Source organism: Falsihalocynthiibacter arcticus (assembly GCF_000812665.2).
In the GTDB taxonomy this organism is placed as follows: Bacteria; Pseudomonadota; Alphaproteobacteria; order Rhodobacterales; family Rhodobacteraceae; genus Falsihalocynthiibacter; species Falsihalocynthiibacter arcticus.
On record NZ_CP014327.1, the window covers coordinates 1,101,290 to 1,119,159 of the forward strand.

Here is a 17,870-nt window from a genome sequence, read left to right on the forward strand (position 1 = left end):
CGCTTGCCGACCTAACCCGTCATTCGCATACGTCGAGCCCTGCAGCCCGCAGAAGAGCTCGGCGTTTTGCACTTAAAGGACTCATTCATGTCACGCTATATCGCCTCCGAAATCGAACCCAAATGGCAAAACGCTTGGGATGAGGCCGAAATATTCCTCGCCAAACGCGACCCTGCGAAGGAAAAATACTACGTCCTCGAGATGTTCCCTTATCCATCCGGTCGAATCCATATGGGGCACGTGCGGAATTATACGATGGGCGACGTGGTTGCGCGGTATAAAGCCTCGTGTGGTTTCTCGGTTTTGCACCCAATGGGCTGGGACGCCTTCGGGATGCCCGCAGAAAACGCTGCTATGGCAATTGGTGGCCATCCAGCCGATTGGACCTATCAAAACATCGCTGACATGCGCGCCCAAATGAAGCCTTTGGGCCTTTCGATTGACTGGACCCGCGAATTTGCCACCTGTGATCCGGAATATTACGGCCAGCAGCAAAGCATGTTCATCGATTTCATGGGCAAGGGCCTTGTCTATCGTAAGGAAGCGGTTGTGAACTGGGATCCAGTAGACATGACAGTTCTGGCCAACGAGCAAGTGATTGATGGTAAGGGCTGGCGTTCCGATGCACCTGTCGAGCGCAAATCACTAACGCAGTGGTTCTTCAAGATTTCCGATCACGCCGACGAACTTCTGACTGCTTTGGACGATTTGGACAATTGGCCCGAGAAGGTCCGCACCATGCAGGCCAACTGGATCGGTAAATCACGCGGCCTAGAGTTCGCCTTTGATATGACCGCCCCCGTGGGCGACATCAAGGACATCCCCGTTTATACAACCCGCCCCGATACATTGATGGGCGCGAGTTTCGTTGGCATTTCCGCCGATCACCCGCTGGCCCAAGCACTCGAAGGCGACAACCCTGCGTTGGCCGCTTTTACCGCAGAATGCCGCAGCCTTGGCACGTCTGAGGCCGATATGGAAAAGGCCGAGAAGCGTGGCTTTGATACAGGCCTAAAAGTGCGCCACCCGCTCAACCCTGATTGGGAACTGCCGGTATGGGTCGCGAATTTCATTTTGATGGACTACGGCACTGGTGCGGTCTTTGGTTGCCCCGCACACGATCAACGCGATCTCGATTTCTCGCGCAAATATGACCTGCCCGTGACCAACACCTTCTTTGCACTGGATGATGAGGCCCCCGTCGGCAACACGGCCCTCACCCCACTCAAATCCGAAAAGGTGCGCTGGGTCGAGCATTTCGCTGGTCTTACCGAAGCCACAGGCGAAGAGGCCGTGGCCGCGACAATCGAATTCATGGAAGCAAACGAACTCGGCAAAGGCGTCACTAAATTCCGCCTGCGCGATTGGGGCCTAAGCCGTCAACGTTATTGGGGTTGCCCGATTCCGGTTGTGCATTGCCAAACCTGCGGTGTCGTTCCTGAGAAAAAAGAAAACCTGCCGATTGAATTACCTAAAGATGTCAGCTTTGACCTCCCCGGCAATCCGCTCGACCGTCACCCGACATGGCGCAACTGTTCCTGCCCGAAATGTGGCGCGGATGCCCTGCGCGAAACCGATACAATGGACACGTTTGTCGATAGCTCTTGGTATTACGCGCGTTTCACTTCGCCAAATTCTCCAACACCGACGAATGCCGAAGACGCCGCCTATTGGATGAACGTCGATCAATACATCGGCGGGATCGAGCACGCGATTCTTCACCTTCTCTATGCGCGCTTCTTTGCACGCGCGATGCAAATCTGTGGTCACTTACCCGAGAGCGCGATTGAACCGTTCAACGCGCTCTTTACGCAAGGGATGGTAACGCACGAAATCTACCAAACTCTCGATGGGAATGGGCGCAAAGTCTATCACCTGCCCGAAGACGTGACCGACGGGAAACTGGCGGATGGTACCGAAGTCGAGATTATCCCCTCGGCGAAAATGTCGAAATCCAAAAAGAACGTGGTTGATCCAGACGACATTATCACAAGCTTTGGCGCTGATACCGCCCGCTGGTTCGTCATGTCCGACAGCCCGCCCGAGCGCGATGTCGAGTGGACCGCCGCTGGCGCTGAGGCTGCCTCAAAACACCTCGGTCGCGTTTGGCGACTGGCGGATGAAAACCGCCAGAGCGCCGAGGAGGCGGCTGCCGACGGCAGCTCCGACGAGGCGCTCCTGCGAGCCACCCACAAAGCAATTGAGGCAATCACCGCTGGAATCGATGGTTTCGCCTTCAATACATCCGTCGCCCAGCTCTATGGTTTCACCAATACAGTTGCGAAATCCAAAGCATCTACTGCTGCGCGCCGCGAAGCCCTCAAGATCATGGCGCAACTGATGTCCCCCATGACGCCCCACTTGGCGGAGGATATGTGGCAAATGCTCGGTGGCGAAGGCCTCGTTGCCCAAGCGCCATGGCCCAAAGCCGATCCCGCGCTTTTGGTCGACGATGTGGTGACGCTTCCGATCCAAGTTAATGGCAAACGCCGCTCCGAAATCACGGTACCTGCGGACATGCCCAAAGAAGAGGTTGAAAAACTGGCTTTGGCGGATGAAGCTGTGATCAGAATTCTTGAGGGGAAAGCCCCTAAAAAGGTCATCGTTGTACCAGGTCGGATTGTGAATGTTGTCGCTTAATCGCCGTTTCTTTTGTCTTTCCGCCACAGCCCTTGCATCGGGCTGTGGTTTTGAGCCGGTGTACGGCCCTACCGGCAGTGCCCAAGGTCTACGGGGATCTGTTCTCGTTGACGCGCCGATTGACAAAAACAGCTTTGACCTCACCAAACACCTCGAAGACCGCCTAGGTAGGGCAACCGATCCGCGCTTTGGCCTCTCATATCTGATTGAAACCAGCATCGACCCGCTTGGCATCACGCCGAACCAAGAAACCACGCGCTATAACGTGCTCGGTGAAGTTGCCTTCGCCCTACGCGACCTCAATACCCAGAATGTTCTCACTGAAGGTGTCGCCAAGAATTTCACAAGTTTCGGCGCCACATCCAACCCTGTCAGCACACGGACTGCAAGTGAAGCGGCTTTTGAACGTCTCATGATCGTCCTTGGGGATGATATAACCGAGCATCTTATCCTCAATTCAGGGAGCTTCCTCCCGTGAAGCTTTCGCCGCGCGACGCAACCGGATATTTCGCAAAACCCGACCCAAAGCGCACGGGCCTGTTGATTTACGGAGCGGACGCGATGCGTGTGGCCCTAAAACGCCAAGAAGTTATCTTGGCCCTGATTGGTCCCACTGGCGACGACGAAATGCGCCTCTCTCGGATTCCGGCTTCTGACATGCGCAAAGACCCCGCCATGCTTCTCGATGCCGTAAAATCCCAAAGCTTTTTCCCGGGTGCACGCGTGGCCTTTGTTGAGGGTTGCACCGATGCCCTTGTCAAACCCGTCGCCGCCGCCCTCGCAGAATGGCAACCCGGAGATGCGCAGGTCATCGTAACGGCCGGACAGCTCAAGGCCACATCCGCCCTGCGCAAGCTGTTCGAAGGGCACGGCAATGCCTATGCGGCAGGTATCTATGATGATCCTCCAAGCCGTGCGGAGATCGAAGCCGACTTGGTAAAAGTGGGTCTAACGCGGGTAAGTCCGGACGCAATGGAAGCCCTCACGGCGCTTTCCAAGGAAATCGGACCGGGAGATTTCCGTCAAACGATGGAGAAACTCGCTCTCTATATGCTGAGCAGCTCCGAGCCTGCGACGCCGTTAGATGTTGCAGCCTGTGCCCCCTCGTCCACCGAAGCGGCACTCGACGATATTTTAAATATTGTCGCGGAAGGTCGCAGTGCGGAAATTGGGCCCATCATGCAAAAACTCGAAGCCCAAGGCGTTCAGCCCGTCGGGCTTTGCATTGGTGCCACTCGGCATTTCAGAACACTTCACGCAGCTAGCGCCGATCCGGGTGGACCGGCAGCAGGCATCGGCCGCCTGCGTCCCCCCGTTTTTGGGGCGCGTCGCGACCGTATGCTGCGACAAGCCCAGAAATGGGGCACACGTCGTTTGGAAGCCGCGCTCTCTATGCTCTTGGATACCGACCTCCAGCTACGCTCCACAAGTCGCGCGCCAACTATGGCGCTGGTGGAGCGCACTTTGGTGCGCCTCTCCATGCTTGGCGGCCTTAAATAGCCGAATTAGAGCCGCTTTCGGCCCAACGAACCGCAGCTTCCGCCGCCAGTTTTCCAGTCGCTAAAGATGCTGTAATCAGATACCCGCCCGTGGGCGCTTCCCAATCCAGCATTTCACCCGCACAAAATACACCTGGGCGGTTTTTAAGCATGAGATCCTCTGTCATGCCATCAAATTTCACTCCACCTGCCGTGGAAATAGCTTCGTCCAGCGGCCGAGGTCCTTTCAGCGGTACGGGAAGCGCCTTAAGCACTGAAATGAATGCATTGCCCGTTGGCAACGGGCGCGCAAACTCCTGTAGCAAAGCCATCTTCACCGGCGTTAAGCCCAAAACTTTGCGATAAAAGTTGGCCATACTCGTTTTGCCCTGAGGTCTTGCCAAGCGCTTGCGGATTTGATCGCCTGTAAGGTCGGGCAAAAGATCAAGTGTCAGGGTCTCTCCGTCGCGAAGCGCGGTGGACACGGTATAAATACCGCCCCCTTCGAGCCCAGTACGCGACACAACAATTTCCCCGCGATGGGTTTTGCCACCAACGATCAATCCAACTGGCTTAACAGGGCTGCCGAAGTGGCGCTCCATATGCGACGACCAATCCACAACAAACCCCATGTTCGCGGGCTTGAATGGCGCAAGCGGCGCATCAATCCATTCGGACCACGCCCCATCAGAGCCTAATCTTGCCCAACTCGCGCCACCACAGGCCAAAATCGTTACATCCGCCGCAACCTCTTTTGCGCCTGCGCTTGTCTCAAACTGAAACGACGGCCCCCCGCAACCAACCCATTTCCAACCCAGTTCCAAAGTAACGCCCTTGCCCCCCATCCGTGCTAGCCACGTTCTAAGGAGTGGAGAAGCTTTCATCGATCTTGGGAATACACGGCCCGTTGAGCCAGTGAAAACAACCTGATTTAACCCCTGCGCCCACGCCATTGCTTGGCGGGGACCAAACGCGGTCATGGCAGATTTCAACGCATCAGGCATGTCGCCAAAAGTCGCCAAAAACTGTTCATCCGTCTCGTTCTTGGTGATATTCAGGCCAGACTTTCCCGCCATAAGAAGCTTGCGCGCGGGGCTTTTCTTGGCTTCTGCAACGGTGACAGAAAACCCCGAATCCGCCAATATTTCAGCCGCCATAAGCCCCGCTGGGCCTGCGCCGATAACCAATGCCGTTTTCATGTCGAAGATTCCTTTTCGCCGTTCGGGCAAGTTGATTTGATTGCAAAAGCAATCTCTGGCTTGGCAGATATCACGTCCGCGCAAAGGGATTCAACCGTCGTAAATAAATGCTCCCGAGAAACGACTTGGTCCACGAGGCCGTACGAAAAGGCCTGCTCGCTCGTCAGTTTTTGTCCGCATAGAAAAACAAGCTTCGTGCGTGAGGGACCAATAAGGGCGGCCATGCGTTTGGGATCAGAGGGCTGTGGAAGGAAACCGTGCTTCATGACGGGATAAAAAAACCGCGCCTCTGGCACTGAAATCCGAATGTCACAGGCCAGCGCTATGCCAAAGGCGCCCCCCGCAATCGTGCCGTTTAGGGCGCATATCGTAAGGCCTCGCAAAGCGGCAATTTCGCCAGAAAGCTGCTCCCAAAGTGGGCTTTCAGCCAGACCTGCGCGGGCTTCGTCCAAATCGGCACCGGCGCTAAAAACAACTCCTGTCCCCGTAATAACAACAGCTTTCGCATCCCGTGCTTGACGGACAATGCCGATCAGATTTTCCAGCATCTCGCGCGTTAGCGAGTTAGCTTTTTGCGGCCGATTGAGGGTGACCGTCCAAACGCCCTCTAGCTGGGAGACATCAATCATTGCGCTATTCCAGACCGAGAGTGGCGCGAAGTCCCGCCTCTCTAAGGGAAAGTTCCTGCCCCAAATGTGGATCTGATGCGGGGGAACACATCCAAACGAGCGCCTTGGCAGGCCATTCGGCGGGGACGTGATCCGAGACGTTTAACTTACTAACCGGATTAATGCCGCTGGCTTTAATTTTGACCTGCATATCTGTGGCGACAGTTCCGGGGGAAAGGCCCATGACCCGCAAACCCGTTTCGTGTCCTTCCAAATGGGTTGCGCGCGTCAACATGAAGGTCGCCGCTTTGCCCGTGCAATAGGCGCTCCACCCTTCCATCGGACCATGCGCCGCCCCCGAACCGACGTTCAAAATCGTACCCGCCTTGGCGGCAAGCATGTGCGGCATCACTGCACGGATACAATGATAGGCCCCTTTGACATTTATATCGATTGAGCGTGCCCATTCCTCTGGATTAGACTCGGAAAGGGAGCCAATAGGGTCGACGACTCCTGCGTTGTTGATCAAAACATCCACGGCCCCAAACTTCGCCTGAGCGGACACAATCGCCGCGGAAACTTCTGAAAACTGGCTCACGTCGCATTGGATCGCTAATGCTGTCTCGCCAATCTCTTGTGCGATTTCGGCGATCGAATTCCCGCTTCTGGCAAGGAGCACAACATTTGCACCCGCCTGAGTAAATGCCCGCGCCGCCGCCGCGCCAATCCCGCGACTTGCCCCCGTAATTACAATTGTTTTTCCAACAACACTCATGTTCTCTCCTCGCAAACTTTCTACAACTTAAACCAATGCAATTTTCAATGAAAGGCCCAGTGCCGCTTGCGAATTTGGGCGCTTCAGTACAATGTATTCCCAAGCAATTTTTGAATCGAAGGAATCACGATGACATATTTGAAAATAATTGGCGTTGCGACGGCGACATCGGCCCTGTTGAGCAGTGCTGTGTTTGCGGATGTGACCTCTGAGCAAGTTTGGAACGACCTCAAAACCACCTACGAAAATCTCGGCTATTCAATGGACGTCGGCAGCGAGAGCCAAGACGGCGAAACGTTGAACATTGCTGACATTGTCTTGACCGTGCCAGTCGAAGATGACGAGTCTGTTGTTGTGACTGGCCTGTCGTTCGGATTTGAGCAACTTTCCGACGGGACTGTTTCCATCCACATTCCTGACGAGCTTCCGATTATGGCGGAAGTTGATGACGTGGTCGTCACGCTCCTTTTGACATCCCAAGACATGAGCATCATCGCAAGTGGCGACGACACAACAACCAATTATGATTTCTCGGCTACAACCTATGCTCTTGCCCTCAAGGACATCAAGCAAGGTGATGTTGCGTTTTCCCCAAAAGCGCTGGTGACCTTCAGCGAATTGGCAGGTTCCTATGCCTTCACAAAGGGCTCCCTCTTCAAAATGGTTGGCACATTTGATGTTGCCGAAACGGACATTGAGGTTGATATTAAAGACCCCGAAGGTGGCGCGCAGATGGTTACTGCGATGGTCACTCTGAAAGGCTTTACAGAAGCGTTTGATTACGCTGTTCCCGAAGAAATCGACTACGAAGACCTTGCAGCCGCATTTGCCGCTGGCTTTGGCGGGAACATTTCGTTTGGCCACAGTGGTGCAACGTTCGATATTGTTGTTACGGACGAGAGCGAAGGCTTTGACCTTAAAGGTTCAACAGCGGAAGGTTCGGCAAAATACGCCCTTTCCCAAGGAGGCCTTGGCGTAGAAACGAGTTCCAAAGGTACTCAGCTAACTATCGTTCCAGCTCAAATGCCCCTTCCGATTTCCTTTAGTGTTGAAGAAACCAATAATGTATTCACCATGCCTGTTTCTAAGTCGGATACACCCGATGATGTGGGTCTAACTATGAAGCTTATCGGGTTGTCCGTTGATGAAGCTCTTTGGGGTATGATCGATCCTGCGGGCACATTACCGCACGATCCGGCAACGTTGATTGTTGATCTCTCTGGCAAACTTAATCTTGATTTCGACCTGTTTGATTTTGAAGAAGCCGAAGAGATGTCAGGCGATGAGTTCCCGGGTGAATTGCACAGCTTCAACATTGATGCGCTCCAACTAACCTTGGCGGGCGCCGAGTTTACCGGCGATGGTGCCTTTACCTTCAATAACGACGACCTCGAAACATTCGACGGCCTTCCTGCGCCAACGGGTGCGCTTAATTTGAAACTTGTGGGCGGCAATGCCCTCCTCGACAAATTGGTTTCCATGGGCCTCATTCCAGAAGAGCAAGCCATGGGCGCGCGGATGATGACGGGTCTTTTTGCCAATGCAGGCGAGGGCGAGGACGAGCTTGTTTCCAAGATCGAAGTCAATGCCGACGGATCGATCTTGGCCAACGGTCAACGCATCAAATAGGCGTTTCTAGATCGAGACATTCAAAGGCCGCTAGGGAAACTTGGCGGCCTTTTTCGTGGCCCACCCTTGCACCTGAGCGCACACAGGGCTACCTCATTGCGCATAGACCCACAAAAGCGAGCCCCAAATGAGCAAATCAACAGCTTCCCCCACCGATGATCTTGCCAAATTCACCGACGCCTTGCTCAAAGCCGCCAAAATCGCGGGCGCGGATGGTGCGGATGCAATTGCAGTTGACGGGTCGTCCGCCACAATCGACGTTCTTAAAGGGAAGCTTGAACATGCTGAGCGTTCCGAAGGCGTAGACATCGGTTTGCGTGTACTGATCGGACAGCGACAAGCGTGTGTATCGGCCAGCGGTACCCGCGATTATACGATTACCCAAATGGCCGAGCGCGCCGTTGCAATGGCCAAAGAAGCCCCCGAGGACGCCCATATCGGCCTCGCCTCACTGGATCAATTGGCAACGGATTGGAATGTCGACGCGCTCGATATGAACGATCCCGCCGCGCCACCCAGCCCCGAGGAACTCCAAGAGTTAGCGCAACGTGCAGAGGCCGCCGCACAAAACGTCGAAGGCGTCAGCCAAGTTCAAGCGACATCGGCTGGCTATGGAAATCGCCGTGTTCACCTCGCCACAAGCAATGGGTTTTCGGGCGGCTATGCACGCAGCGGCTACTCTGTGTCCACGGTCGCAATTACTGGTTCAGGTTCGGACATGGAGCGAGACTATTACGGAGATAGCCGCACCTATTTCTCCGATCTTTACAGCCCCGAGCACATCGGAAAAATCGCAGGACAACGCGCCGTAGAACGCATAGGCGCCCGCCAACCAAAGACAGGATTCTTCCCCGTTTTGTTCGACGAGCGTGTGTCTGCCACCCTCATTGGACATCTTTTGGGTGCGATCAACGGGAGTGCCATCGTCCGCGGTGGAAGCTTTTTGCGCGACAGCTTGGGCGAACAGGTTTTGCCAAAAGGTATCTCCCTCATTGAAGACCCACACCGCGCGCGTACGTCAGGAAGTCGCCCCTTTGATGGCGAAGGGCTGCTCACACAACGCCGCGCAATCGTTGAGGATGGCACATTGACGGGTTGGACGCTCGACCTTGCAAACGCACGCGCATTGGGCATGGAAAGCACCGCAAATGCATCACGCGGAACCTCTTCACCGCCTTCGCCAAGTTCTGGAAATGTGACCCTAACGCAAGGGAATATGACCCGAGATGAGTTGCTAGCCGAAATGGGCACAGGGCTCCTTGTCACCTCTATGATCGGCAGTTCGATCAACGCTAACACAGGGGATTATTCCCGTGGCGCGTCTGGGTTCTGGGTTGAAAACGGCGAACTTCAATACGCCGTGAATGAATGTACCATTGCGGGAAACCTCAAGGACATGCTGCGCACATTCACACCCGCAAATGACGCTCGTACGCATTTATCGCGTGTGGTTCCGTCGTTGTTGCTCGACGGGATGACCCTAGCTGGTGGCTGACATTGATCTCCTTATCGACGCCGCATACGCGAGCGGAGAGATTGCAAAAAAATACTGGAAAAAAACACCTGAAGTTTGGGAAAAATCCGGCGGTGCGGGCCCTGTAACCGAGGCCGACTTGGCTATAGACAGAATGCTCAAGTCAGAATTGATGCACGCGCGACCCAATTATGGCTGGCTCTCAGAGGAGACTGAAGACACAACGGATCGCCTACATTGCGAACACGTCTTCATCATTGATCCGATAGATGGCACGCGCGCCTTTATCGAAGGCTCTCCTACATTTTCCCATTCTCTGGCCATTGCTAAAAACGGAGTCGTAACCGCCGCCGCAGTGTATTTGCCCGCCCTAGATCGGCTCTATTGCGCCACAAAGCATGGAAATGCGACCCTAAATAGGGATAAAATTGACGCGAGCACACGTTCAAAAATTGATGGCGCAACAACACTTGCAGCTAAAACAAATTTTTCGGCCCACCTTTGGCAGGGCCCCGTTCCACAGTTTGACCACCATTTTCGGAGTTCTTTAGCGTATCGCCTTTGCTTGATCGCGCATGGACGCTTTGATGTTATGCTCACTTTGCGCGATACATGGGAGTGGGATGTAGCCGCTGGAAGCTTGATTGCTGAACGCGCTGGTGCATGTGTTACCGACCAAATTGGCCAACGCGCTCTCTTTAACAATCCGCGCCCGATGCTGCATGGAATGGTTGCAGCCCCACCAGAAATTCACGCGGGCATAATTTCGCGACTTGCTCCGCGCTAAGTCCCTTTCCCCCTGAACCGATCTCCCTTAGACTGTTTCCAATTCCCAAAACCACGATGAGGATCACATGACACAACGCCTACACTTAGTATTCGGGGGCGAATTGGTTGACCCGACCAAAAACGTTTTCAAAGATGTGAATGACATTAAAATCGTAGGCATGTTCCCCGACTACGCGAGCGCTTATGATGCGTGGAAATCCGAAGCCCAGCGCACGGTCGACAACGCCCATATGCGTTTCTTTATCGCGCATATTCATCGTCTTCGCGATGAGGAGATAGCTGCTTCCTCGACCGAAGAGCTGGGTTAAAGTCGACCCGAAATGTCGTTTTCGCTCTCTCTTTTTATGAAGGCCCAAACGCGGCGTACTGCAGAAGTGCAGATCGCGCTCGAGAGCGAAAACTCACCCGGTGCCGCCGAAGAAATGGGGATTGCCAGCGTCGAAAGACCGCGAGGGGTTCTCGTTTGGCTCCACGCTCCCGACGTCACGAAGGCGCATGCTCTTACAAAACTCATTCGACAATTGAGCGAGGACTGGCCCTCGGTGCATTTCCTTGTGACCACCCCGCGCAATGACAGAATTCCTTTTACGACCGACGCGCTTCCTCGTCACTGCTTTCATCAGTTTTCGCCCGCAGAAGTCCCTATTTTCGTCGAGAATTTCCTGAAACACTGGAAGCCAGATTTGGCTGTTTTTGCGGGAATTGATACCGGTCCAATCACCGTTCTTTGCAGCTCCAATAGCCGAATTCCTCTGTTTCTCATCGATGCAAAACTCGACGCACGTAGCTTTTCTGGTGTGCGCGACCGGTTCTCGGGCCAACGGTCGGTTATGCGGGAGGTGTTGCGGCGTTTCAATTACATTGACACAGTGGATGCCTCCTCCGCAAAAGCGCTTTCCGCTTTGGGAATTGAGGGGAGCCGGATCACAATTTCTGGCCCTATAGAGGAAGTGAGCACGACACTGCCCTGCAATGAAGAGGATCGCATTCACCTCGCGAAAACCCTCGTTGGCAGGCCAGTTTGGTTTGCGAGCAATATTCCCAAAGTGGAAGAGAGCATCGTTTTGAATGCGCATATGACAGCGAGCCGAACGGCACATCGCTTGTTGCTCATATTGTCGCCCGATTCCAGCCAACGGGGGTCTGACCTTGCAGATGAGTTTGCTCAGAAGGGACTTCGGGTGAAACTGCGTTCGCTTGGCGAGATTCCAGATGACGAAACCCAAATCTACATTGCTGACACAGATGGCGAACGTGGGCTTTGGTATCGTCTTGCAACTGTGAGTTTCCTCGGATGCAGCCTTGCTGCAGGACACGCGATTCAGTCACCGTTTGAGGCCGCTGGCCTTGGCTCTGCTATCTTGCATGGGCCGAACCTAGGGACGCATCGCAAAGTATATGAGGCTTTGAATTCGGAGGGGGAGCGCGACAGGTCGGCACCACAACCGAACTCACCAACGGACTTCTTTCGCTCCTTGCGCCGGACCAATCCGCGGCGATGGCGCATTCTGCATGGGATTTGACGACCAAAGGCGCGCGCGCCACGGATTTGGCCGTTGCTCGTATTGAAACGATGCTCGAAGATATCGGAGCTTTTTGATGAAACAACCGCTGTTTTGGTACCGCCCATTTGAGAATTCGTGGCGCGACAAATTGCTCGCGCCTCTGGGAAAACTCTATGCGTCAGGCACGGCGCGTCGCCTCTCAAAAACCACTGGCTACCGCCCAAGGATGCCTGTGATCTGTGTGGGTAACATCAATATTGGTGGCACGGGTAAAACCCCGACCGCGATTGCTCTGATCCAACTCCTTCAGGGCATGGGCCGAAAACCCGCGCTCTTGTCACGCGGATATGGTGGCAAGCTTGAAGGGCCGGTACTCATTGACCCGAACGGACACTCCTCTAGCGAGGTGGGCGACGAACCAATGTTGCTCGCGGCCTTCGCGCCTTGCATTGTTGCTAAAGACCGCGCCGCAGGAGCCCGTTTCGCTGAAACCCTTGATATCGATGTTCTTATTTTGGACGATGGCTTCCAGAATCCCTCCGTTGCTAAGGATCTTTCGATTGTCGTTGTGGACGCTGCATTAGGGTTCGGCAATGGTCGTGTTATACCGGCCGGCCCACTGCGCGAACCTCTTCATGTGGGTCTAATACGGGCCGATATGGTAATATCTGTTGGAAGTTCCGCCGCCCAAGAGCAATTCACTAAAGCATGGGGTCACGCAGTCGGAGTGCCACGTCTTGAAGGAGAGTTGACTGTTTTGCAAATGGGGATGGATTTTTCCGGCCTTCGGTGTTTGGCCTTCGCCGGAATTGGTCACCCCGAGAAGTTTTTTGAAACACTTAAGTCCCAAGAGGTTGAACTGGTAAAGACCGTCGCCCTCGCCGATCATCAGCCCCTCAGCGAAGCCCTAATGCGTCGCCTTGAGTTCGATGCAGCAACACTAGGGGCGCAATTAATCACAACGGAGAAAGACGCCGTTCGTTTGCCCAGCGCCTTTCGACAAAAGGTTCTGACCCTGCCTGTTCGTTTGGAAATTAAGGACGCGACAGTTTTGGTCGAGGCCCTTAAATCCGCTGGAATAGACTAGGATATCTTGGTGGTTCCTAGTTTGGGCGAAGCTTGATCAAGCGCCAATTCGCTTTTCGAAAACGTAATTGGTGTTCGTACCCCAGAGACGCCCTCAGGCGAAATTTCTAGGCCGCGATGCTTAACCTGTGGATCGTTAAAAACGTCCTCAATCGTGTTGATCGGCCCCGCCGGCACACCGAAATTTTCGCACGCGGCAAGAAGTTCGGCCATTGTCATTTTGAGTGTGTGAACTTCGAGTAACGCGCCAAGCGCCTCTCGATTTGCCACACGCGCGCTGTTCGTGGCGTATTGCGGGTCGGAGGCAAGGGTTTGAAAAGAAAGCAATTCGCAGAATTTAACAAACTGACTATCGTTTCCGACGGCGACGATGATATGACCATCCGAGCACCCAAACGTTTGATAGGGAACAAGATTTGGGTGCGCGTTGCCAAGCCGCTTCGGCGAGATACCCGTCGCGAAATAGTTCATTGACTGGTTGGCAAGAATTGCCGTGCCAACATCCAAAAGCGCCATATCGACCTGTTGCCCTAGCCCCGTTTTCTCCCGCTCATAGATCGCCGCAAGGATGGCCGTACTGGCGTAAACCCCTGTAAAAACGTCAATAATCGCCACGCCTGTTTTCTGCGGATGGTGCTCAGGGTCACCTGTGACCGACATAAGGCCCGACATGCCTTGGATGATATAGTCATAGCCCGCGCGGCCAGAATAGGGGCCCGTTTGACCGAAACCCGTGATCGAACAATACACCAGACGTGGATTGATTTCCGCAAGACTGGCGTAGTCCAACCCGTATTTCTTGAGCCCGCCAACCTTGAAGTTCTCAATCACAATATCCGCGCTTCGGACCAAATCACGTACTTGTGCTTGACCTTCGCCTGTTCGGAAATCGATACAAATTGAGGATTTCCCACGGTTCGTCGCATGGAAATACGCCGCCGAGGTTTCGCCATTGTGTTCGATATAGGGTGGGCCCCAACGGCGTGTATCATCGCCCTCGGGACTTTCGACTTTAATGACTTCTGCGCCCAAATCCGCCAATATCTGGCCACACCAAGGGCCCGCCAAAATGCGGGCCAACTCAATGACTTTTAGGCCAGTTAATGGCGGCTGGGACATATTTTAGAGCAACCCGTCGAGGTGGTCTGCAAACTCTTGATAGGTTGCGTTTTCAAACTTCGTCCCGTTGATCATAAAGGAAGGCGTTCCCGTTATCTCATCGCGAGTCGCGTTTTCCTGGAACCAAGCAACAAGGGCCTCTGCTTGCTCGCCATCAGCTAGGCAGGCGTCGAGTGCATCCTTGTCTAAGCCATCAACCAGTCCGATTTTGCGCAAGTTTTCCGCAATTTCGGTTGGCTCGCCGGTCGCCCAAGTTTTCTGATTGTTATAGAGCGTTTCGGTAATAGCAAAGAACCGTTCTTCGCCGCCACAACGTGCAACCATGGAAGCCCAAAGACCGTACCGATCAAAATAAACTTCCCGATAGACAAAGCGAACTTTGCCTGTATCGATATAATTTTCTTTGATTTTTTGGAACGTGCCCGTGTGGAAGTTCGCGCAATGCGGGCATGTATAGGAGGCGTACTCAATAATTTCGATGGGCGCCTCGGGTGATCCCAAGACCATTTCTGTGATGCCCGTCATTGGGGCGTTTTCTGCATCCTGTGCAAAGGCAAAGGAGCCTCCCATCGCGGGAATGATCGAAAGGGCGAGTGCGGAGGTAAATTCGCGACGGTTCATTTGGTCACCTATTTTTGTTTTCTGGAAAGGACGTTCGCGCCCAGAGCTTCAAGAGCGGCTCGCAGGTCGGCGTTTTGGACTGGCGCTGCAAATGATTTTGCAACGGCAGCTTTTTGTGGATCGGGAGTGGGTGTTGTTTTGGGTGCTTGCGTAAAATCGATCTTCCCTTCGGAAAATCCACTCCGCGCAGTTTGGGTAATCCGAATCGCCGAAATCGCCGCGTGGCCATAAACTTGGTTCACTCGGGTTCGGATTTGCTCTTTTTGCATCTCCAACATCGGTGCTTGCGCGCCAGTCGTCAGCAGCGTCAAAGTCGCGCCAAAACTACCCCGACCATATTTTACATCCACAGGACGGGCGATCTTGGCTGTCTCTTCACCCACGATTTCGGCCCAATGCGTCAACATCCGCGTCACAGCAAAGCCACGCGTCTCCGCCGATTTGCGGATTTGCCCCTGAAGCAAACTCGAAGTGCGCTGAAAGCCCTTCATGTTGCGGCCAGGTTTTTGATAGCGCGTTTGCGGCTTCATCTGTTCATCCCTGTGTTGCCTGCTATTCTATGCGCCATGGCGACGTGCGCCAGTGAAATAGCGATAACGAATGGATAAACAATGCGTGACCTGCCGAAATCCGCCGATCTTTTGGCATGGTACGACCTGAATGCACGCGAAATGCCGTGGCGGGTGGCGCCTAAGGACTCGATTACAGGGATACGGGCCGATCCCTATCGCATTTGGCTTTCGGAAGTGATGTTGCAACAGACCACAGTGGCCGCAGTTCAGGCCTATTTCATAAAATTCACAACGCTTTGGCCAACTGTGCGCGATTTGGCAGCAGCAGAAGACGCCGATGTGATGGCCGCATGGGCGGGCCTTGGATATTACGCTCGGGCCCGCAACTTGCTGAAATGTTCGCGCAGTGTTGTCGCGGATTATAACGGTATTTTTCCATCCACCCGCGCCGAACTTGAGAGTCTTCCGGGAATTGGACCGTACACCTCTGCGGCGATTGCATCGATTGCCTTTGATCGTGCCGAAGTTGTTGTCGACGGAAATGTTGAGCGGGTTATGGCGCGTATCTTTGCCCATGACGTCCCGCTTCCCGAGGCCAAGCCCGCCTTACGGGACTTCGCAACAAAACTGACGCCCAAAAAACGCGCGGGGGATTACGCACAGGCCGTTATGGATTTGGGCGCGACCCTTTGTTCTCCTCGCAATCCAACCTGTGCGCCTTGCCCGTGGACAGAAAAATGCCGTGCCCATAAATTAGGAATCGCCGCCGAACTGCCCAAGAAAACGCCGAAAAAACCCAAGCCGACTCGGTTTGGCACCGTCTATTTGGCCCAGCGCGAAGATGGCGCGTGGCTTTTGGAACAGCGCCCCGACAAAGGTTTGTTGGGCGGTATGCTTGGCTGGCCGGGAAATGAATGGAGCGAGGACCCAGAGAATGTCGATCCGCCAATTTCCACTTTTTGGACCCCCCTGAATGGCGAAGTAGGTCATACTTTTACCCATTTCCACCTTAAATTGGCAGTACAGGTCGCGCAGGTTCCCCTCGAAGCCGCCCCACTACGTGGCGTTTTTGTTGACGCCTCCACCTTTAGCGCCAATGCTCTGCCAACAGTCATGCGCAAAGCATTTGACCTTGCACAAGGCCTGCGCGACAAAACCGCATAACATCTAGAACTTTTTAGTTCACGGAGCCTAATATGATCCCTTCCGAAACTGTCTCAAAACTTCAAACCGCCCTACCGTTCTGGCTCTCGCTAGGGATGGTTCCCTTGGCCATTTTAGGAGCTGTGTTTGGCGGATTTTGGGTTATTTTACTGCCGCTTTATGGTTGGCTCTTGTTTGGAGTTCTGGACGCGATTTTTGGGCGGACCACGGAAAACGCAAATCCCTTGACGCCTGATAGTGACCTGTTCTGGTATCGCCTCATCACGTTGATCTGGCTACCGATTCAATTTTGTGTCGTGTTTGGCCTCATATATTATGTACCTCGCGCCGATCATTTGGGAACTCTTGAAACGCTCGTGCTCTTCTTTGGTGTTGGTGTGGTTTCGGGCACAATCGGGATCAATTATTCGCACGAACTCATGCACCAAAAAAGTCGCCTAGAGCGTTGGTCGGCCGATATTCTTCTCGCAATGGTTCTGTATAGTCATTTCCGCTCCGAACACCTTTTGGTGCACCACATTTATGTTGGCACGCCGCGCGACCCTGTTACTGCGCGATACAATGAGGGATTTCACCAATATTATCCGCGCGTTCTACGACAATGTTTGCCGTCCGCATGGAGGGCCGAAAAGGCGATGTTGGCGCGGCGCGACCTGTCCGTCATGCATCTCCGCAACCCGTTTTGGCGCTATGCTGCACTTCAGGTTCTCTTTCTGGTGCTGGCGTTTTCGTTAAGTGGTTTTGTTGGTCTGGGGCTGTTTCTCATGCAAGCAGGCGTCGCGATTTGGCAATTGGAACTGGCCAATTATATCGAGCATTACGGCCTGACACGCGCCCATATTGGCGGTGGGAAGTACGAGCATGTGAGGCCGCACCACAGTTGGAATGCGTCCCACAAGGCCAGTAATTGGCTCTTAATTAACCTTCAACGGCACAGTGACCACCACTATAAACCCTCCCGCCGTTTTCCCCTGCTCCAGAATTACAGCCAGAAGGATGCGCCGCAACTTCCCTACGGGTATCCGGTTATGACGGCCGTTGCGATGATCCCGCCGCTTTGGCGCCGCAAGATGAACCCGCATGTTCGGTCGTGGCGCAATCATTACTATCCGGGGATCGAGGATTGGTCGGCCTATAAGGATGGCACAAATCCGATGCCTCGGTAAAAAACACGAAAAAAACCCTGTCGCATGGGCCAGAGGCTTGCACGACAGGGCAAGGTTGCGCTGTGGAGCAAGTCCACAGACACAGGCGGTAATTAGTATATCTAG

At 54.1% G+C, this 17,870-nt stretch carries 17 protein-coding genes; 11 read left to right on the top strand and 6 right to left on the bottom strand.

Features of this window, described 5'->3' with window-relative positions; genetic code table 11:
• Nucleotides 1-87: 87 nt before the first annotated feature.
• The 3 genes from leuS to holA are packed head-to-tail and all read left to right on the top strand — an operon-like array spanning nucleotide 88 to nucleotide 4,140.
• Nucleotides 88-2,640, top strand: coding sequence for a leucine--tRNA ligase (gene leuS / locus RC74_RS05460; RefSeq protein WP_039003358.1), 2,553 nt, complete (start codon nucleotides 88-90; stop codon nucleotides 2,638-2,640).
• Nucleotides 2,627-3,118: a hypothetical protein gene (locus RC74_RS05465; RefSeq protein WP_039003357.1), complete on the top strand. Its 492-nt coding sequence runs from the start codon at nucleotides 2,627-2,629 to the stop codon at nucleotides 3,116-3,118. The genes leuS and RC74_RS05465 overlap by 14 nt, the downstream gene beginning before the upstream one ends.
• Nucleotides 3,115-4,140 (top strand): DNA polymerase III subunit delta, encoded by a 1,026-nt coding sequence (gene holA, locus RC74_RS05470; protein ID WP_039003356.1) that lies wholly within the window; start codon nucleotides 3,115-3,117, stop codon nucleotides 4,138-4,140. Before RC74_RS05465 ends, holA begins: the two co-directional genes overlap by 4 nt.
• On the opposite strand, the gene RC74_RS05475 is transcribed toward holA, so the two are convergent.
• Genes RC74_RS05475 through RC74_RS05485 form a run of 3 tightly spaced genes read right to left on the bottom strand, consistent with a single transcriptional unit; the run spans nucleotide 4,133 to nucleotide 6,700 of the window.
• Nucleotides 4,133-5,317, bottom strand: coding sequence for a TIGR03862 family flavoprotein (locus RC74_RS05475; protein WP_039003355.1), 1,185 nt, complete (start codon nucleotides 5,315-5,317; stop codon nucleotides 4,133-4,135). The genes holA and RC74_RS05475 overlap by 8 nt on opposite strands.
• A complete protein-coding gene (locus tag RC74_RS05480) occupies nucleotides 5,314-5,946 on the bottom strand; it encodes an enoyl-CoA hydratase/isomerase family protein (RefSeq protein WP_039003354.1) in 633 nt (210 codons plus the stop codon). Before RC74_RS05480 ends, RC74_RS05475 begins: the two co-directional genes overlap by 4 nt.
• Before the next feature lie 4 nt (nucleotides 5,947-5,950).
• Nucleotides 5,951-6,700, bottom strand: coding sequence for an SDR family oxidoreductase (locus RC74_RS05485; protein ID WP_039003353.1), 750 nt, complete (start codon nucleotides 6,698-6,700; stop codon nucleotides 5,951-5,953).
• 129 nt (nucleotides 6,701-6,829) lie between these two features.
• Between RC74_RS05485 and RC74_RS05490 the strand changes: the two genes are divergently transcribed.
• The 6 genes from RC74_RS05490 to lpxK all read left to right on the top strand — a co-directional run bounded on the left by RC74_RS05490 (nucleotide 6,830) and on the right by lpxK (nucleotide 13,184).
• The gene (locus RC74_RS05490) at nucleotides 6,830-8,329 is read left to right on the top strand and encodes a DUF2125 domain-containing protein (protein WP_052274958.1); all 1,500 of its coding nucleotides are present in this window, start codon (nucleotides 6,830-6,832) and stop codon (nucleotides 8,327-8,329) included.
• Between the two features lie 127 nt (nucleotides 8,330-8,456).
• A complete protein-coding gene (locus tag RC74_RS05495; RefSeq protein ID WP_052274957.1) occupies nucleotides 8,457-9,824 on the top strand; it encodes a TldD/PmbA family protein in 1,368 nt (455 codons plus the stop codon).
• Nucleotides 9,817-10,590 (top strand): inositol monophosphatase family protein, encoded by a 774-nt coding sequence (locus RC74_RS05500; protein ID WP_417935174.1) that lies wholly within the window; start codon nucleotides 9,817-9,819, stop codon nucleotides 10,588-10,590. The genes RC74_RS05495 and RC74_RS05500 overlap by 8 nt, the downstream gene beginning before the upstream one ends.
• Before the next feature lie 67 nt (nucleotides 10,591-10,657).
• Nucleotides 10,658-10,900: a DUF4170 domain-containing protein gene (locus RC74_RS05505; RefSeq protein ID WP_039003351.1), complete on the top strand. Its 243-nt coding sequence runs from the start codon at nucleotides 10,658-10,660 to the stop codon at nucleotides 10,898-10,900.
• Nucleotides 10,901-10,912: 12 nt separating this feature from the next.
• A complete protein-coding gene (locus RC74_RS05510) occupies nucleotides 10,913-12,115 on the top strand; it encodes a 3-deoxy-D-manno-octulosonic acid transferase (protein WP_062628147.1) in 1,203 nt (400 codons plus the stop codon).
• Nucleotides 12,116-12,191: 76 nt separating this feature from the next.
• Complete coding sequence (lpxK, locus tag RC74_RS05515; protein ID WP_039003349.1) at nucleotides 12,192-13,184, top strand: tetraacyldisaccharide 4'-kinase; 993 nt, start codon at nucleotides 12,192-12,194, stop codon at nucleotides 13,182-13,184.
• Here lpxK and RC74_RS05520 read toward each other — a convergent pair.
• From RC74_RS05520 to RC74_RS05530, 3 genes are read right to left on the bottom strand one after another with little or no spacing between them, the layout of a single operon-like run.
• Nucleotides 13,181-14,302 (bottom strand): CaiB/BaiF CoA transferase family protein, encoded by a 1,122-nt coding sequence (locus RC74_RS05520; RefSeq protein ID WP_039003348.1) that lies wholly within the window; start codon nucleotides 14,300-14,302, stop codon nucleotides 13,181-13,183. The two genes, lpxK and RC74_RS05520, sit on opposite strands and share 4 nt — an antisense overlap.
• Before the next feature lie 3 nt (nucleotides 14,303-14,305).
• Nucleotides 14,306-14,923: a DsbA family protein gene (locus RC74_RS05525; protein ID WP_039003347.1), complete on the bottom strand. Its 618-nt coding sequence runs from the start codon at nucleotides 14,921-14,923 to the stop codon at nucleotides 14,306-14,308.
• 8 nt (nucleotides 14,924-14,931) lie between these two features.
• Entirely contained in the window at nucleotides 14,932-15,453 is a 522-nt protein-coding gene (locus RC74_RS05530; RefSeq protein ID WP_179946757.1) for a DUF721 domain-containing protein, read from the bottom strand.
• Between the two features lie 81 nt (nucleotides 15,454-15,534).
• Here RC74_RS05530 and RC74_RS05535 point away from each other — a divergent pair, with 81 nt between their 5' ends.
• Complete coding sequence (locus tag RC74_RS05535; RefSeq protein ID WP_039003346.1) at nucleotides 15,535-16,599, top strand: A/G-specific adenine glycosylase; 1,065 nt, start codon at nucleotides 15,535-15,537, stop codon at nucleotides 16,597-16,599.
• A gap of 32 nt (nucleotides 16,600-16,631) precedes the next feature.
• Nucleotides 16,632-17,765: an alkane 1-monooxygenase gene (locus tag RC74_RS05540; protein ID WP_039003345.1), complete on the top strand. Its 1,134-nt coding sequence runs from the start codon at nucleotides 16,632-16,634 to the stop codon at nucleotides 17,763-17,765.
• Nucleotides 17,766-17,870: the final 105 nt, after the last annotated feature.

Bases quoted from the DNA above. Each gene is read 5' to 3' on its own strand.
- leuS (WP_039003358.1), top strand. From the start codon at position 88: ATGTCACGCTATATCGCCTCCGAAATCGAACCCAAATGGCAAAACGCT.
- RC74_RS05465 (WP_039003357.1), top strand. From the start codon at position 2,627: ATGTTGTCGCTTAATCGCCGTTTCTTTTGTCTTTCCGCCACAGCCCTT.
- RC74_RS05475 (WP_039003355.1), bottom strand. From the start codon at position 5,317: ATGAAAACGGCATTGGTTATCGGCGCAGGCCCAGCGGGGCTTATGGCG.
- RC74_RS05480 (WP_039003354.1), bottom strand. From the start codon at position 5,946: ATGATTGATGTCTCCCAGCTAGAGGGCGTTTGGACGGTCACCCTCAAT.
- RC74_RS05485 (WP_039003353.1), bottom strand. From the start codon at position 6,700: ATGAGTGTTGTTGGAAAAACAATTGTAATTACGGGGGCAAGTCGCGGG.
- RC74_RS05490 (WP_052274958.1), top strand. From the start codon at position 6,830: ATGACATATTTGAAAATAATTGGCGTTGCGACGGCGACATCGGCCCTG.
- RC74_RS05495 (WP_052274957.1), top strand. From the start codon at position 8,457: ATGAGCAAATCAACAGCTTCCCCCACCGATGATCTTGCCAAATTCACC.
- RC74_RS05505 (WP_039003351.1), top strand. From the start codon at position 10,658: ATGACACAACGCCTACACTTAGTATTCGGGGGCGAATTGGTTGACCCG.
- RC74_RS05510 (WP_062628147.1), top strand. From the start codon at position 10,913: ATGTCGTTTTCGCTCTCTCTTTTTATGAAGGCCCAAACGCGGCGTACT.
- lpxK (WP_039003349.1), top strand. From the start codon at position 12,192: ATGAAACAACCGCTGTTTTGGTACCGCCCATTTGAGAATTCGTGGCGC.
- RC74_RS05520 (WP_039003348.1), bottom strand. From the start codon at position 14,302: ATGTCCCAGCCGCCATTAACTGGCCTAAAAGTCATTGAGTTGGCCCGC.
- RC74_RS05525 (WP_039003347.1), bottom strand. From the start codon at position 14,923: ATGAACCGTCGCGAATTTACCTCCGCACTCGCCCTTTCGATCATTCCC.
- RC74_RS05530 (WP_179946757.1), bottom strand. From the start codon at position 15,453: ATGAAGCCGCAAACGCGCTATCAAAAACCTGGCCGCAACATGAAGGGC.
- RC74_RS05535 (WP_039003346.1), top strand. From the start codon at position 15,535: ATGCGTGACCTGCCGAAATCCGCCGATCTTTTGGCATGGTACGACCTG.
- RC74_RS05540 (WP_039003345.1), top strand. From the start codon at position 16,632: ATGATCCCTTCCGAAACTGTCTCAAAACTTCAAACCGCCCTACCGTTC.